17 protein-coding genes and 2 tRNA genes are annotated in these 14,585 nt (G+C 64.3%); 9 read left to right on the top strand and 10 right to left on the bottom strand.

Annotation, left to right across the window (positions count from 1 at the left end; all coding sequences use genetic code 11):
- Positions 1 to 127 precede the first annotated feature (127 nt).
- A complete protein-coding gene (locus FA85_RS17485; RefSeq protein WP_081907525.1) occupies positions 128 to 3,631 on the top strand; it encodes an Rne/Rng family ribonuclease in 3,504 nt (1,167 codons plus the stop codon).
- A 116-nt stretch (positions 3,632 to 3,747) separates the two neighbouring features.
- On the opposite strand, the gene FA85_RS17480 is transcribed toward FA85_RS17485, so the two are convergent.
- The 3 genes from FA85_RS17480 to FA85_RS17470 form a co-directional block, all read right to left on the bottom strand.
- Positions 3,748 to 4,401, bottom strand: coding sequence for a response regulator (locus FA85_RS17480; RefSeq protein WP_036114414.1), 654 nt, complete (start codon positions 4,399 to 4,401; stop codon positions 3,748 to 3,750).
- Between the two features lie 550 nt (positions 4,402 to 4,951).
- On the bottom strand, positions 4,952 to 5,161 hold the full coding sequence (locus FA85_RS17475) for a hypothetical protein (protein WP_036114417.1): 210 nt from the start codon (positions 5,159 to 5,161) through the stop codon (positions 4,952 to 4,954).
- 108 nt (positions 5,162 to 5,269) lie between these two features.
- The gene (locus tag FA85_RS17470; protein WP_051943770.1) at positions 5,270 to 5,932 is read right to left on the bottom strand and encodes a TetR/AcrR family transcriptional regulator; all 663 of its coding nucleotides are present in this window, start codon (positions 5,930 to 5,932) and stop codon (positions 5,270 to 5,272) included.
- Between the two features lie 119 nt (positions 5,933 to 6,051).
- On the opposite strand from FA85_RS17470, the gene FA85_RS17465 reads away from it, so the two are divergent.
- Entirely contained in the window at positions 6,052 to 7,629 is a 1,578-nt protein-coding gene (locus FA85_RS17465; protein ID WP_197056583.1) for an MDR family MFS transporter, read from the top strand.
- Between the two features lie 86 nt (positions 7,630 to 7,715).
- Entirely contained in the window at positions 7,716 to 8,066 is a 351-nt protein-coding gene (locus FA85_RS17460; protein ID WP_036114420.1) for a hypothetical protein, read from the top strand.
- 59 nt (positions 8,067 to 8,125) lie between these two features.
- Here FA85_RS17460 and FA85_RS17455 read toward each other — a convergent pair.
- Together FA85_RS17455 and FA85_RS17450 are read right to left on the bottom strand one after the other, a co-directional pair.
- A tRNA-Gly gene (locus FA85_RS17455) sits at positions 8,126 to 8,201 on the bottom strand.
- Positions 8,202 to 8,251: 50 nt separating this feature from the next.
- Positions 8,252 to 8,515, bottom strand: coding sequence for a hypothetical protein (locus FA85_RS17450; RefSeq protein WP_036114422.1), 264 nt, complete (start codon positions 8,513 to 8,515; stop codon positions 8,252 to 8,254).
- 185 nt (positions 8,516 to 8,700) lie between these two features.
- On the opposite strand from FA85_RS17450, the gene FA85_RS17445 reads away from it, so the two are divergent.
- The 5 genes from FA85_RS17445 (at position 8,701) to FA85_RS17425 (ending at position 11,400) form a co-directional block, all read left to right on the top strand.
- Entirely contained in the window at positions 8,701 to 9,249 is a 549-nt protein-coding gene (locus tag FA85_RS17445; protein ID WP_197056580.1) for a hypothetical protein, read from the top strand.
- A gap of 100 nt (positions 9,250 to 9,349) precedes the next feature.
- A complete protein-coding gene (locus FA85_RS17440; protein WP_036114428.1) occupies positions 9,350 to 9,646 on the top strand; it encodes a hypothetical protein in 297 nt (98 codons plus the stop codon).
- Positions 9,647 to 9,882: 236 nt separating this feature from the next.
- Positions 9,883 to 10,467: a hypothetical protein gene (locus FA85_RS21610; RefSeq protein ID WP_156108764.1), complete on the top strand. Its 585-nt coding sequence runs from the start codon at positions 9,883 to 9,885 to the stop codon at positions 10,465 to 10,467.
- Positions 10,451 to 10,529, top strand: a tRNA-Asn gene (locus FA85_RS17430). Before FA85_RS21610 ends, FA85_RS17430 begins: the two co-directional genes overlap by 17 nt.
- A gap of 601 nt (positions 10,530 to 11,130) precedes the next feature.
- The gene (locus tag FA85_RS17425) at positions 11,131 to 11,400 is read left to right on the top strand and encodes a hypothetical protein (protein ID WP_036114433.1); all 270 of its coding nucleotides are present in this window, start codon (positions 11,131 to 11,133) and stop codon (positions 11,398 to 11,400) included.
- Positions 11,401 to 11,425: 25 nt separating this feature from the next.
- Here FA85_RS17425 and FA85_RS17420 read toward each other — a convergent pair whose 3' ends face one another.
- Together FA85_RS17420 and FA85_RS17415 are read right to left on the bottom strand one after the other, a co-directional pair.
- Entirely contained in the window at positions 11,426 to 11,752 is a 327-nt protein-coding gene (locus tag FA85_RS17420; RefSeq protein WP_036129181.1) for a hypothetical protein, read from the bottom strand.
- 86 nt (positions 11,753 to 11,838) lie between these two features.
- Positions 11,839 to 12,054: a hypothetical protein gene (locus tag FA85_RS17415; RefSeq protein ID WP_036114440.1), complete on the bottom strand. Its 216-nt coding sequence runs from the start codon at positions 12,052 to 12,054 to the stop codon at positions 11,839 to 11,841.
- Positions 12,055 to 12,119: 65 nt separating this feature from the next.
- On the opposite strand from FA85_RS17415, the gene FA85_RS17410 reads away from it, so the two are divergent.
- A complete protein-coding gene (locus tag FA85_RS17410; RefSeq protein WP_036114444.1) occupies positions 12,120 to 12,401 on the top strand; it encodes a hypothetical protein in 282 nt (93 codons plus the stop codon).
- A 212-nt stretch (positions 12,402 to 12,613) separates the two neighbouring features.
- Here the strand turns inward: FA85_RS17410 and FA85_RS17400 are convergent, their stop codons facing one another.
- The 3 genes from FA85_RS17400 to FA85_RS17390 form a co-directional block, all read right to left on the bottom strand.
- Positions 12,614 to 12,793 (bottom strand): DUF3606 domain-containing protein, encoded by a 180-nt coding sequence (locus FA85_RS17400; RefSeq protein ID WP_036114449.1) that lies wholly within the window; start codon positions 12,791 to 12,793, stop codon positions 12,614 to 12,616.
- Positions 12,794 to 12,854: 61 nt separating this feature from the next.
- Positions 12,855 to 13,553 (bottom strand): SOS response-associated peptidase, encoded by a 699-nt coding sequence (locus tag FA85_RS17395; protein ID WP_036114450.1) that lies wholly within the window; start codon positions 13,551 to 13,553, stop codon positions 12,855 to 12,857.
- 34 nt (positions 13,554 to 13,587) lie between these two features.
- The gene (locus FA85_RS17390; protein WP_036114452.1) at positions 13,588 to 14,583 is read right to left on the bottom strand and encodes a tail fiber domain-containing protein; all 996 of its coding nucleotides are present in this window, start codon (positions 14,581 to 14,583) and stop codon (positions 13,588 to 13,590) included.
- Positions 14,584 to 14,585 lie beyond the last annotated feature (2 nt).

Genomic DNA, 14,585 nt, shown 5'->3' with positions numbered 1-14,585 from the left:
CGGGTCCAGGTATCGGTCCCGGATCCCATGCCGCTTGAAGCCTCACCGCTGCGGCGCGATCCCCGGCAGGCCGCCAATCAGGCGCCACCGCGGCCCGCGGCCGCGCGGCAAGGCCGAGGAAATTACAATGAAGCGTATGCTTATCAACGCGACTCAGCGCGAAGAGTTGCGTGTGGCCATCGTCGATGGTCAGAACCTTTACGATCTCGATATCGAAATCCCGTCCCGCGAGCAGAAAAAGGCCAATATCTACAAAGGCCGTATCACTCGCGTCGAGCCCTCCCTCGAAGCCTGCTTCGTCGACTACGGCGCCGAGCGCCACGGGTTCCTTCCCCTGAAGGAAATCTCCCGCGACTACTTCAATCCGAATGCGGAAGGTAAGTCGAACATCCGCGATCTCCTCAAGGAAGGCCAGGAGATCATCGTCCAGGTCGAGAAGGAAGAACGCGGTAACAAGGGCGCCGCCCTCACCACGTTCATCAGCCTCGCCGGCCGGTACATGGTCCTGATGCCGAACAACCCCCGTGCCGGCGGCGTCTCGCGCCGCATCGAGGGTGAGGACCGCCAGGCCCTGAAGGAAGCCATGGAGCACCTGGAGGTGCCCGACGAAATGGGTCTCATCGTGCGCACCGCCGGCATGGGCCGCGACGCCGAAGAACTCCAGTGGGATCTGGACTACCTCCTGCAGCTCTGGAAGTCGATCTCCGGCGCCGCCAACTCGCAGAAGGCGCCGTTCCTGATCTACCAGGAATCGAAGCTGTTCATCCGCGCCCTGCGCGATTACCTGCGTAACGACATCGGCGAAATCCTCATCGACGAGGAGTCGCTGTACCAGGACGCCCGCGATTTCGTCCAGCAGGTGATGCCGAACAACCTGCGCAAGCTCAAGCTTTACCAGGATCCGACCCCGCTGTTCTCGCGGTACCAGATCGAAACCCAGATCGAGAGCATCTTCGAGCGTAACGTGCGCCTGCCCTCGGGCGGCTCCATCGTCATCGACCAGACCGAAGCCCTGACCGCCATCGACATCAACTCTTCGAAGGCCACCAAGGGCAGCGACATCGAAGAGACGGCGTTCAACACCAACCTCGAAGCCGCCACCGAGATCGCCCGTCAGCTGCGCATCCGCGATGCCGGCGGACTGATCGTCATCGACTTCATCGACATGGACAGCCCGCGCCATCAGCGCGAGGTCGAAGAGCGCCTGAAGGACGCCCTGAAGGCGGACCGCGCCCGCGTCCAGATCGGTCGTATCTCGCGCTTCGGCCTGCTGGAGATGTCCCGCCAGCGCCTGCGCCCGAGCCTCGGCGAAGCCACCCAGAACGTTTGCCCGCGTTGCGAAGGCCACGGCCACATCCGCAGCGTGGAGTCGCTGGCGCTGTCGACCCTGCGCCTGATCGAAGAACACGCGATGAAGGAAAACACCGGGCAGGTCCTGGTGCAGGCGCCGTCCGCGGTCGCCAACTTCATGCTCAACGAGAAGCGCGCCAGCGTCGTCGAGATCGAGCTGCGCCATAGCGTTCACGTGGTCGTGGTCGCCGACGAGAAACTGGAAACGCCTCACCTCGAGATCACCCGCATCCGCGAAGCGGACATGGGCGAGCACAGCAAGCCGAGCTACGAGCGCACCACCCCGGTGGTCGCCCAGGCCCTGCCGAAGATGGGCCAGGCCCTTGGCAGTGGCGAGCAGCCGCTGGTGACCGGCGTCGTGCCGGCGTCGCCCGCTCCCATCCGTGAGGAAGTGGCCGAGCCGGTCGCCGTCGCGGCACCCGCGCCGCGCGTTTCCGCCCCGGCCGCTCCCACCGGCGGCTTCTTCTCGCGCCTCTTCGGCAGCCTGTTCGGCGGCGGCAACGCCCAGCCGGCAGCGGCGCCGCAGCCGGCCGCACCCGCACGTCGCGAGGAATCGCGCTCCGGCGGCCGCAACGACCGCAACGATCGCGGCAACCGCCGTGACCGCGACGATCGTCGTGGCAACGAGGGCCGTGGTCGCAACAACGAGCAGCGCCAGCCGCAGGGCCAGCGCAAGGACCGCGATGCCTTGCCCGCGCAGGGCAAGGGTCAGCAGCAGCCCAAGGGCGGCAAGCAGGCCCAGGTCCGCGACGAGAAAGCTCCGCGCCAGAAAGACAACGCCCAGCAGCAGGGTCGCCAGGGTGGCCGTCAGGAACAGCCGCAGGGCGGCGAGAGCACCGGCCGCCGCGAGAGGCAGCCGCGTGGCGAGCGCCAGCCGCAGGGCGAGAAGGTCGAGAAGGCGGCGAACGTCAACGTCGCTCCGGTCGCCGCTCCGCGCAATCCGGCTGAGAAGCCGGTGACTGCGCCGGTCCTCAGCGATGACGAGAAGCTGATTCTCGACGCCGAGGCACTGGGTGTCGACGCGACCGCCACGGGTGAAGTCAACGGCGACGCGCCGTCGACCGATGCCGGCAAGGACACCGAAGGTGGCCAGCGCCGCCGTCGCGGCCGTCGTGGTGGCCGCCGCCGTCGTCGCCAGGAAGAAGGCACGGCAGCCGGTGGCGTCGAAGGTGCCGCGGGTGCCGACGACCTCGACGACGAAGACGGTGACGACGAGGGCCAGGCCGATACCAGCCGTTCCAGCCCCAGCGTCCCGCCGATGCTCGACACCGCCGCGGCCGCCGAGAACGCGTTCGCGGTCGAGGCTCCCCGCCACGAGGCGACTCGCCCTGCTCCGTCTGCTCCGTCTGCTCCGGCAGCCTCGGCTGCGGGCAACGCGGACGATGAGAACGTGCCGTCGGCACTGACGCTGTCGTCGCTGCCGAAGTTGCCGCCGATCCCGGGTCAGTCCCCGGCACCCGCGCCGTCGCGCTCCGTCGTCGACCCGGCCACGCCGGCCGACTCGGCACAGACCCGGACGACCGAGCGTCGCCAGACCGAGTCGGATGCTCCGCTGAGCTCCGCCCCGGCCACGGGCTCGGCTTCGGTGCCCGCTGCGGTGCGGGCTCAGCCCGCCGCTCCGGTCGTCACAGCGGAAGACGCCATCCAGCCCGCGGCCTCGCCCGCGAGCCAGCCGTCTGTGCTCGACGCCCCGGCACGCGGCATGCTGCCGACCGAAACTGACGAGGCCCGCGCAGGCGTCAAGGCGACGACGCCGGCCCCGGCGGCTGTGACTGAGGCCGCCGTATCGGCTCCGGCTAAGGCTCCGGCTCCGGCAGAAACGCCAGCCTCGTCTCCTGTGAAGACGTCGGTCGAAGCTGCTGCCCCGGCGGAAGTTCTGGCTCCTGCTCCTGCTCCCGCGCCGGTCGCGGCACCGGCGCCTGCTCCGGTTCCGACGCCAGCTCCGGCCGCGACGCCTGTTCCGGCTCCGGCTCCGGCGCCAGCTCAGGCTCCGACGCCAGCCCCCACCCCTGCCCCGACGGCCAGCGCACCGGTCGTCGAGAGCCCGGCGGTCAAGGCCGACGAGGATGCGATCGAGCACGGAAAAGCGTCTTCGGCACTGCCTGCGGATCCGACGGCGGTAACCCCGAAGTCGCCTGAGGCTTCCAACGTGTCGCCGGTGTCGCACACCCCGCCTGCCGCACCCAGGCCTGCGTCGACGCCGCTGCCGGCCCAGGGCGACCTGCTGACGCGTCCGCGTCAGGAGCCGTCCTCCGGCGATACGCCACGCGACGACGCGTAAGCCTGCGGGGAGGCTTCGGCCTCCCCGAAAGCTGACTGACTCGTCGTTCCAAACGAAAAAACGCCGGGCTGAGAAGCCCGGCGTTTTTCGTTACAGCGAGCCGGTCGTGGGACCGATCAGGTGCCGACCTGGTGATTGTGCGTATCGAGCAGGCCGTGAACGGTCATGAGGTGGGCCAACCCGACCACGTGCTCCACGTGCAGCTTCTCCATCAGGCGCTGCTTATAGGTCGATACGGTCTTCGGACTGAGATTCAGACGCTCGCCGATGGACGTGAGCGGCATGCCGCGCACCAGCATCATCGATACCTCCATCTCACGCGTAGACAGCGTATCGAACGGCGAATCCGAGCCGTCGAGGGTCGCGAGGGCCAGCTGCTGCGCCACCGTGGGCGCGAGGTATCGCCGGCCGGATGCGACCTGACGCACGGCGCTGAGCAGCTCGTCCGACGAGCAACCCTTGGTGAGATAGCCCAGCGCACCCGCGTCGAGCAGGCGCTTGGGAAAGCGCGCGTCGTCCACCACCGTGAGAATCACGATGTTGGTGCGCAATTTCGCACGGATCACCCGTTCCGTCAGTTCCACGCCACTCATACCTGGCATGTGGACGTCGACAAGCGCGATATCCGGCGACTGGGAACGGATAAGACGCAGGCCTTCCTCCGCTGAACCGGCTTCACCCCTGATACGGATGTCCGCCTGCTGCTGCAGGATCATCCGAAAGCCGGTCCTGACCAGTTCGTGGTCGTCGACCAAAACAACATTAATCATTCTTTGCCCTCCCTGGGCCGACTGTACTTCTATGCGCGCGGTGTGGCCCGCACGCTGCCTGCGAATGCATACAATGCCAGATGTGCAGGCGAGACAACCAGCGTGACGGTATGATCATGGAATGCCTTCGAGGCCTGTAGCGGTAATCTCCCACCGTCGTGAGGCGATGCGACCCGATGGTCGTGTAGGCGCCGTCCGCGCTGATCTATAGGGTTTCCCCTACACTCAAAGATGGACGATAGGGATGACGCGGTTATTGCCGGAAGAAGCGCACTGGGACGGAATGGACGTGGCCGCCCCTGGCTCCGCTTATCCGAGGCGACATACCCGTCACGCAGGGGGCACGCCACCGTCAACGGGATGGCGCGAAGCTGGTCGCTCACTCGAGGAGATGACCATGGCTAATGAGAAAAATCGCCCGCCGCAGCATCCTGGACAGAACGATGCGCCGTCAGAGAAGCGCGGTCCGACGGAGCAGCCCGAAACGAATTCTTCCGGCGACCCGGTCGATGACACGGGCGAAGACAATCAGAGCAGTAAGTAGTCGCTCTTAGCGCAGCGCGTCGATGCGGTGATCGCTGGACTTCAGATCAGCCCGCAACCGGCGCGCCGCGCGATTGGCGGCACGCTTCCTCAACAGGACAATGCCCGCAAGAATGAGAATAACCGGGCCCCATCGCCCTCCGGCTGCCTGCGCGAGCAACCTGCCTGCCGCCAGTGAACCGATCGTATTGACGTGTGAACCCGTCGTGCTGGCCATGATGCCTTCCCCGTTTCATCGGTGCGATGACTGCGCTGAAACACAGACTTACCGCTGCGACATGGCAGGCGCGTGAAGCCAGCGACTAGGCGGTATTTACCTCTGCATTCAGCCTGGCGGCGTGGCGATGCCAGCTGACAATACGGCGATCGCATGACGGGTAATGACCTCGGCGTCGATGTGCCCGCGCAGCGGATCGTCTTTCCATTTGCGAATCGCGGACATCGGCAGCACGGTCAGGCTCAGCACCGTGGTCATCAGCAACGCCGGATCGAGCCCCTTGCTCAGACGGCCCTCTTCCTGCCAGCGTCGAATCGTGTCGATCACGACGATCTGGCGCGAGTCGCCCAGACGTTTCTGCATGTGTTGCTTGAACAGATCGTTGTCGCTCAGCATCTCGCCGAAAAACACGGGGCCCATCCACGGCGAGTCGCCGGCGATCGTGACGAAGCGCCGGGCTAGTTCACTGAATGCGGCGACCGGATCCTCCGCGTTGTCGAGGAAAATGCCTTCGAGTCGCTTCCGCATCGGAGCGATGCGCTCGTCGAACAGGACGTCGAACAACTGCTCACGGGTCTTGAAGTAGTAATGCACCGCGGCCGAGGTCATGCCCGCCGCCCGTGCGATGCCGGCCAACGTGGTTTCTGCGTAACCCTTACGGGCGATCAGCTCCAGCGCGATGTCGACCAGACGCTGACGCTGATCGGGTCCATCGGGCTGTAGGGGTGGCCGGCCGGGCCGACGGCCACGGCGGGGAGCGGAAGTAACCAAGCAAACTCCTGACAGCGTCGAAGACGACGACCTGAATACCACGACCGCCGGACCGATTGACCGGCCACGGTGTCGCATTTATATTAACTTACCCATTAATTAAATTCATTGGACGCCTCGTGACCGCCTCCTCCCCTCCGGAAACGGCCAGCTCACCCACTTCATCGCCGTCCCTGCGCGTCCTGTTCCCCGCCCTGATGCTGGTCATGCTGCTGGCGGCGCTGGACCAGACCATCGTATCGACGGCGCTACCGACCATCGTCACGGAACTGGGCGGTTTCAACCAGCTGTCCTGGGTGGTCACCGCTTATCTGCTGAGTTCGACCGTCGTGGTCCCGCTCTACGGTAAATTCGGCGACCTGTTCGGGCGCAAGATCGTCCTGCAGACAGCCATCGCCCTCTTCCTGCTGGGCTCGGTACTGTGCGGGCTCGCCCAGAATATGGATCAGCTGATCGCCATGCGCGCTCTGCAGGGCCTCGGCGGTGGCGGATTACTGGTGGTCGCCATGGCGTCGATCGGCGATGTCATCCCACCGGCCGAGCGCGGCAAGTACCAGGGCCTCTTCGGTGGCGTATACGGGCTGGCCACCGTGCTCGGGCCTCTGGTCGGCGGCTTCATGGTCGACCACCTTTCGTGGCGCTGGATCTTCTACGTGAACCTGCCGCTGGGTCTGATCGCCGTTGCGGTGATCGCCGCGGCGTTTCATCCTCACGTTCGACACGTAAAGCACACCATCGACTACTGGGGCGCCGGCTGGCTCACCCTCGCATTGAGCTGTCTGATCCTGTTCACCACGGAGGGCGGCACGATCCTGCCCTGGAACGCGGCGGAACTGTGGTTCATCCTCACCTTTGCCGTCGTCGGCGTCATCGGCTTCATCTACGAAGAGTCGGTCGCCAGCGAACCGATCATCCCGCTCGGCCTGTTTCGTCACCGCACGTTCCTGCTCAGCTGCATCATCGCTCTCTTCGTGGGTGCCGCCCTGTTCGGGTCGACCACCTTCATGCCGCTGTACCTGCAGGTCGTGAAGGGGGTCTCACCCACCGGCGCGGGCATGCAGCTGCTTCCGCTGATGGGCGGCGTGCTGGTCAGCTCCATCGTCAGCGGGCGGGTGATCAGTCGTATCGGCCGCTACCGGATCTTTCCGATCGTCGGCACCTTCATCGCCACGGTCGCACTGACCCTGCTAGGCACCCTGCACAACGACAGCCCCATCGCCCTGCTCTATGCCTACGCCGGCCTGCTCGGTCTGGGCCTCGGCATGGTCCTCCAGGTCCTCATCCTCGCCACGCAGAACAGCGTCGACATGAAGCACATGGGCGTGGCGACGTCCGGCGTCACGCTGTTTCGGTCGATCGGCGGCTCTGTCGGCGTGTCCGTGTTCGGCGCGGTGTTCAGTAACGGGTTGCAGTCGCGGCTGGCCGACATGATGCCGGCCGGCGTGCCCGCGCCGCACTCGCTGCGCCCGGACGCCGTCAACGCATTGCCGCCGGACGTCCACGCCCGCTATCTCGAGGCGTTCGGCGCGTCGCTGCATACCGTGTACGACGTGGGCGCGTGCGTCATCGCGGTCGCGTTCTTCTTCGCCTGGTGGATGAAGGACATGCCGCTGCGTCGCGCCTCCCACCCGGCTGCGCCGGTCGTGACGGGCAAGCCGGTCGCCGCCGAGGAACGGGTGGCAGAAGCGGAAGCCTGAACATCAGCGTGCGCACATTCGGCATGGCCCATCAAGCGCGTGGCCGCTCGGCCGTTACATCAGGCGACCCTCCGGCTGGACATCATGTGAAACGCCATAGCGCACCGGGCATCGCCCTGCTTTCTCTGCTACTGCTCGCCGGCTGCGGGAGCAACGACCTCCATCTTGCCGGCAAGGGCGCCGATCCGGCGGACATCACGTTGTCCGGGAAACGCGGAACCGTCACCTGGCAGTGGGGACCGAAGTCGTTTGCGGAAGCCGTCACGGCGATCAGCCGAACGACCACGCATGGGCCCACGGGGGTGTCCGGCACCGTCGACCTGACCCTTGCGGGTGGCAAGCACGTATTCCTCGTCGGGGACCACAGCACCTTCGCCTGCCGGCATGGCTGCACGGAACTGCACATGCCGGCCCTGTGGGTCGTGGCCGAGGACTAGCTCCCCCTTCCGGATCGGACACAAAAAAAGCCCCGGTTTTCACCGGGGCTTTAAAAATCTGGAGCGGGAAACGAGACTCGAACTCGCGACCCCGACCTTGGCAAGGTCGTGCTCTACCAACTGAGCTATTCCCGCATCGAGCCGGCAATTCTATGGAAGATGCCGGGGCATTGCAAGCCCTTCGATCAGGAGACGCGCACGGACATCCACGATCCGGAAATCTTCTCCTGCAGCACTTCGACCGGGCGACCATGGCCGCTCAGTTCGCGAGCACGCGTGAACGCGAAATCGACCGCCGCGCCTTCGGAGCCGAACACTTGTTTCACGGAGCCCGGGAGCAAGACCCACCACGAGCGGTGATTGATCGAAGGGTAGAAGACGTAGACACGTAGCGGTTTGACGTGTTCCGTCACCGGTCCTTTCTGCGCGGTACGGTTGGAACCGGGCATGGGCTACCTCCGGAATTCCTACGTGTCGCACATGGGGAGTTATGCGTATGTGACATGCCGAACTTTCCTGCGCGCTCCCGGTCGAGAACTCATGCATGGCAAGGGAGCATCAGGTGAAGCCGATCGAATGGCGTCGCGTTTTCAGGAACGGAATCAGCCTGGGCCTGGTATTCGCCGGACACCTCATGCTGCTGCTCTGCCTGATTGCATATCGTGCTGAGCGCATCGAATCGAATGCGGTCACGGAAGACAAATCGTCTTCGGTCCTGCACGCGTCGCTGGACCTTCGGCGGGACCTTCCCGTCCCTCCGCCGAGCATGCATATCGCCGCCCCGCTACCCGTCAAGCGCATGTCGCGCCACGCGCCCGCGGTGCACGTGAACCGCGAAGACGCGCCAGTCCTTTCTGCCGAAACCGACCTGCCTGGGGAGCACGAGATGGAAGCGGACGCGCGGTCGGGTACAAGCACGGGCAGTCAGCCTTATGGCGATCCGGACATCACGCATGCCTTGTCTTCCGACAGCACGAAACATGCGGCCACCTTGCCCGGCTATGCGAACGGCTCGAAAGTACGCGGCGTCGATCTTGCGCCCCCATCCAGCATCCGGAAGTCCATCGAACGTATCGGCGACTTCCTGACATGCAGCCAGATCCAGATGAAGCGGCAGACGGCCGGCTACGGATTGGATCGACGGTTGGCGCAGGCTTATGAGGCGATGGGGTGCACGCTTTGAAGCGCCGACCGCTGATAGCGTGACGTGGTCGCACAAACGAACCGATGCCACTACTGGCGAGCTTCACAGCGCAATTTCGGGTCGGCACAATGCGTTCGATATGCGACTATCAGACGAAAAAGTGCTCACCCTCGCGGACCTGGCGAACGACGCACTAGCCCTGAACAAGGCGGCCCTTGCTGGCGACTACGACGAGGCGCGCTTTCGCGCTCAGATGATTACCGAGAAGGCCATGACAGCGGGTTACGACGCGCTTGCGTCGGCGGCGGCCACGGCACACCGAAGTCTGGGCGCGGTGGGCACTACGCCGGAAGCCGGCTTCGGCTACGGCATTCTCAATATCGCGGAGCAGATCGGCGCTCTGGTCGAAAGGCAATCCGCCAGGCGCCTGCCGTGACGTTTACGAGTCGGATGCACTGACGTCGTTGCGACGCACGAAAGCCGTCGGTATCCCTGGTGCCCGGAGTCGGACTCGAACCGACATACCCTTGCGGATGAGGGATTTTAAGTCCCTTGCACCGTGCTTTAAGATCAATGCCTTAGGTTAATTGATTTTACGGAAGTGCTGCCTGTAACTTACTGGCGGTCCTAATATCCTTCCGCTAATTTTACGGGGCAGAACCGAGGTCTTGCATGGATGATCCGATGAAATTGTCAGGTGCGGAAGACGTCCCGCGCATGGAGGCTCCGGACCCGACTAGCTTCTTGGCCATGCACATCATGACGGGGGCGGCCAAGAACGCCAGCGCTACTCTAGACTCGCTTTCGGGCTGGATGCTCGCTGGCTTCGGGGCGGTTCTTGGCCTGACAATTAGTCAGCTTCAGGGCCTTTCGTCAATTCTTCCGCCCAGCACGGTCAGATGGGCCGGGATCATCTACGTGACGTCCGTAATCCCGGCTTTTGTAGCCAAGGTAATCGCCGCCGCTGTGGCCGCCAGCGCTGCAGGAGCGACCGATGGAATGGCGATCGGGGAGAAAATCGGTGCATGGGGGCCAGTCGATACAGAGCGGCTTCACCGGGAGATCAGCGGAGGCACGCGGTGGCCCCTGACCTGGGTAAATCATAAGTCCATGGTCTTGGCCCGAGAAGGCGATACTTCCGGTCTAGGCCGCATTGCCCGAGATCGTGCAACGATGCAGATGCGCCTCGTGCTCCTGCAGACCTTGCTGACAGCGATCGCCGGACTCGTCCTGATCCTCGGGCTGAAAAGCTCCTGATCCACACGAGCACTTGACTGTTAATCAGGGGGTCGTTGGTTCGAGTCCAACTTCGGGCGCCAGGTTTTGAAAGGGTCTGCAGCGATGCAGGCCCTTTTCTTTTGTCTAATATTTTCCGGGTTGTCTAAAATAATCCGGTCGTTTGCCGTCGCGGCTGGTGAGATGTCGAGCCGCGAAAATGGACGCATGACGTCCTTCCGCAAGCTCATGCGCGACTCGACAGAGGAACGCCGCGCGCTTCGTTCGCGCAATTCCCCCGCCGGCACCGGCTACCTCTTCTGCAACCGCCACCAGCACAGATTCGCGATTGCGGTCGGTTGCCCGGTGTGCTCGCCTCGCCGAGTCGTTCGGAGGGTCCGCTGATGCCCTACCCGCGCGATCGCCGCTCGCGACAGGAATCGCGAGACTCCCAGAACCGACTGGCCAACGAATGGTTGATTTGCCCGAAGCATGGCGGCTACAGCCCGAACGTGCGGGGTCGGTTCGGATGGACGCGGCAGGGCTGTCCCAGGTGCGCCCAGGCCGCTTACGAGGCTAGCTTTACGACGCCCGCCGCCGGCCCGTAGCCGGCCGACGTGTGTGCAAAACCGGCAGGCTTTGCGCTTGGGCGCATCTCTCGAAATTTGATGTTCGTAGTCCGGTAAGGCCACATGAGGACCGGACATGACGACCCAACTCCACAGGCACGCGAACCTGCGCACAATTCTGACGGAACTCGAGCGCGAGGGTTACACGACTCGCGAAGCCCAGGCGCTTTACCTGGGCCGCGTCGTCACTCCCGCCCGACTGGATTCCATGCTGGCGGGCGCCGACATACCTACCCTAGTCGCCGCGCATATTGAGCACGTGCTCTTCAAGCCGCGAGGGTGGATGAGCGAGTCGCATGCAAAGCTGTCTGCGCCGCGGGAGTTCCACGCGTGTTCCGATGAGTAGACATACACGCCGGGCAGTCAGCCAGTCACGAGCGGTCCTCGGCTCCCTTCGGCTTCCGGGGTTTGAGCTCGCCCTCGTGGGGCATGCGCTTCCGCTCTGGGACCGGATAGCTGATCGTCCGCTTCGCCGCCCACCGCTCGACCCAGCGCTTCGCCTGCCGCTCGGACCCGGCGACCACCTCGATCGCCTTGTCCTGGTTGCCATGGGGGAACACGCTGACCCGCCAGGTGCCCCGCCCGCAGGCATGCTCGCGAACCATCACGAACCGCTGACCGTGCTCGGTCGCGCCGTACTGCTGCGGCAGTGGCGCGCCCATCACATTGTCTCGTTCGAGCCAGATCACGGTGGTCATAGGCCGCGGACGATACGCGGGCCGGATCTCAGATTTGTGGACGGACCTTGCGTCGATCCAGAGGCCTAGCGGGCAACGCCTTGATTCTAGACGACTGGTATCGACTCAGCGATGACCGCCATGGCCGCATCGGCCAGGCTTCTGGCATGAGCAAGCGCCTTGGATGCGGTAGCATGATGAGCGCCGTCCTCGCCGGACTGTACGACCGCGCCGTCGCGCCCGACGATTTCGAACGATGATCTGAATCCGCCATCCGGAAGCGCATGGACATCCAGATTAGCTGTGCATTCGCGCTTCGCCATGGGAGCCCCTGGCCGATAGCCGTGTTATGGACTCTGGATGTTATGACCGCGGCTGCTAAAGAAACATGAACCAGTTGGAAAAATCTGGCCTCGCTATCGCCGAAATGGCTCAAGATTCGGCCGCCATGGTTGATGCTGCTCTGGCCGGGGACTTCGACGAGGCGCGCTTTCGGGCGCAGCTGATCGTTGCGAAGGCTGATGCCGCCGGACTGCTTAACCTAACCCTGGCCGCAGCCTATATCTGTGACCGGTTGGGGCCGATAGACAGCGTGCCCAAGGACGGATACGGCGCCGGCATGCTCCGCGTGGCTGACGAACTCGACAGGATTGGCTTCAAACCAATTTGATCAGGCGCGGTACGCTTCCCACGTGCCGTCTGGACGTTCCAACTTCACGACGGCCGTGGCACCGCTGGCCTCGGCGGCCTGTGCGTACTTCGCAGCCAGCTTAAGCGCCTCTTGCTCGGTGGCCCTTTCGTCTGCCTGACGGTGCCCCCACCGGATGCGCCATGGTCCACGGTCGGTCGAGGGCGGTGACACGTAGATTACGACTTCGTCCGTCATCCTTTGCGCAGCTCCTTACGCACGTCGGCGGCCATCACGCCGACTTTCTTCACGATCTCGCGCAGCTTTTCCTCGGACACCCCGAGGGTCTCGGTCCAATACCGAACCTCGTAGTCCTCGTTCACATTGATGCGCTGCGCATCCGCCGGGCCACGATTTTTCTTGTCGTCGCTCATGGTTGCTTCCCTCCAGGTGAACCTTGAGGGTGCCGAGGGGAATGTCGACTCACCGTCGAAATCAGGCGAGGGTGATAGGCTCGACCAGCTCCGGGCCCTTGTTCCTCGGCGACCCCACAGCCTTCGGTACGGGGTGATAGACCAGGTCCGCCTCCGGGATGACGCCAAGCGCGGCTACGGCCTCCTCAGGCATGCCATCGCACCAGACGGCCCAGAGGTCGGGCGGAACGATGACGGGCTGCCGGTCGTGGATGTCGCCGGAGACCTTGCCAGGCTCGCCAGTGACGATGGTGAAGGTCCGCACCCACTCGTCGTCCGGCGACGGCCGCCAGGCCTCCCAGAGCCCGGCGAACATGAGCAGGTGCCCGGCGGGGTCGTGGATGAAGTACGGCTGCTTGGCACCGGCCTCGCCTTTCCACTCGAAGTAGCCGGACGCCGGCACCAGGCAGCGGCGCTTCTTGAACGCCCCGGCGTAGGCCTTCGTCGTCCCTTCGATCAGGCCCTCGGCCCGGGCGTTGATCATCCGCGAGCCGATCTTCGGGTCTTTCGCCCAGGACGGGATCAGGCCCCACTGGTACGGCTTGATGGCGTAGCCGTGCTCGCCGCTGGCCATGACAAGCGCCTTCTGGGTCGGCGCGATATTGAACTGGTCGTCCCGCTGATGGATCTCGCTGACGATGTCGATCTCGAGCTGGTCGAGCACATCCCTGGCCTCGCGGCTCAGGGAGACAGGTCCGAAGGTGGCATAGCGTCCGCACATGGACGCAGGATAGCGCCGCCGCGTGACGTGGGCGTCAGCGGCTCTCTAGTGCCGCGATACGGTCTGTGAGCGCTGCAAGCGCAGCCTTTGCCTCAACCAGCTCCGTTTGTGTGGCCGTGAGCTGGGCATCCATCCACTTCCATGCCGCCGTCAGATAAACGACCTGGCGATCGTAAGCGACGCTCTGCAGGACCGGCGTGACGGCCGTAACGGGGATCAGCGGCGGCCACGACCCATCCTCCTGAGCCTCCCCGTTGGGATCAGTCTCCCAAGACGTCGTTTCCTGCGTTGCGTCCTTTTGGCCCTGCACGAGCAGAGGAAGATGTTCCTGTAGTTCGTGCGCGATGAAACCAGCAAGCCGCCCATTTGTGGGCATCCGGTTGTCCGTGTACTCCACCGGTCGCACTTGCCTGAGAGCCTCGGCCGCCGTGGCGGCGTCAATCTCTACGACATCGTCCTTGATCCGATAATCCGAGTTTTGCGTTAGCGTGCCGGACAGAACAGCGTTGCCGGTGCTCCCTGACATCGTGAACGACCCGGCGACGGAATTCAGAAGGATCGTGCCGGCGTTGGTGCCGTCGCCCATCTGGAGGAAACCGAAGCCGGTGGCATCTACCACGCGCTGCTGCCGCCAGAATGCGCTGGCGAAATTTGTTCCAGTAGGACCTCGGTAGAGAACCGATGTCACGCGATCGACATTCGAGTCGTTTGCTGTGATGGTGAACGGGGAGAGAGAGGATCCTGCCGCCGTGCCCAAGCTGCCAGCAGTAACGGATAGACTGCCCGTCACACCGACCGATCCCGTGAATGTGCCACCTGTCTTCGGCATAGCGGCATTTGCCGTGTTGGCCGCGTTGCCAGCAGCTGTACTGGCGTTACCCGCCGCTGTCTGAGCGTTGTCGGCAGCCGTCTTCGCCGCGGTCACCCGGGTATCGAGGTCCTTATCGTTGCCATCCAGCTTTACGAAAGCGGCAGTCGGGTTATCGCCGCCCTGGGCGACGGGGCGGAAATCGAGTGGGCTCTGAGCCATGA

The organism is Luteibacter mycovicinus, from assembly GCF_000745235.1.
GTDB lineage: Bacteria > Pseudomonadota > Gammaproteobacteria > Xanthomonadales > Rhodanobacteraceae > Luteibacter > Luteibacter mycovicinus.
The sequence above is the reverse complement of the archived record's forward strand: the minus strand, read 5'-3'. Positions and strand labels throughout refer to the sequence as shown.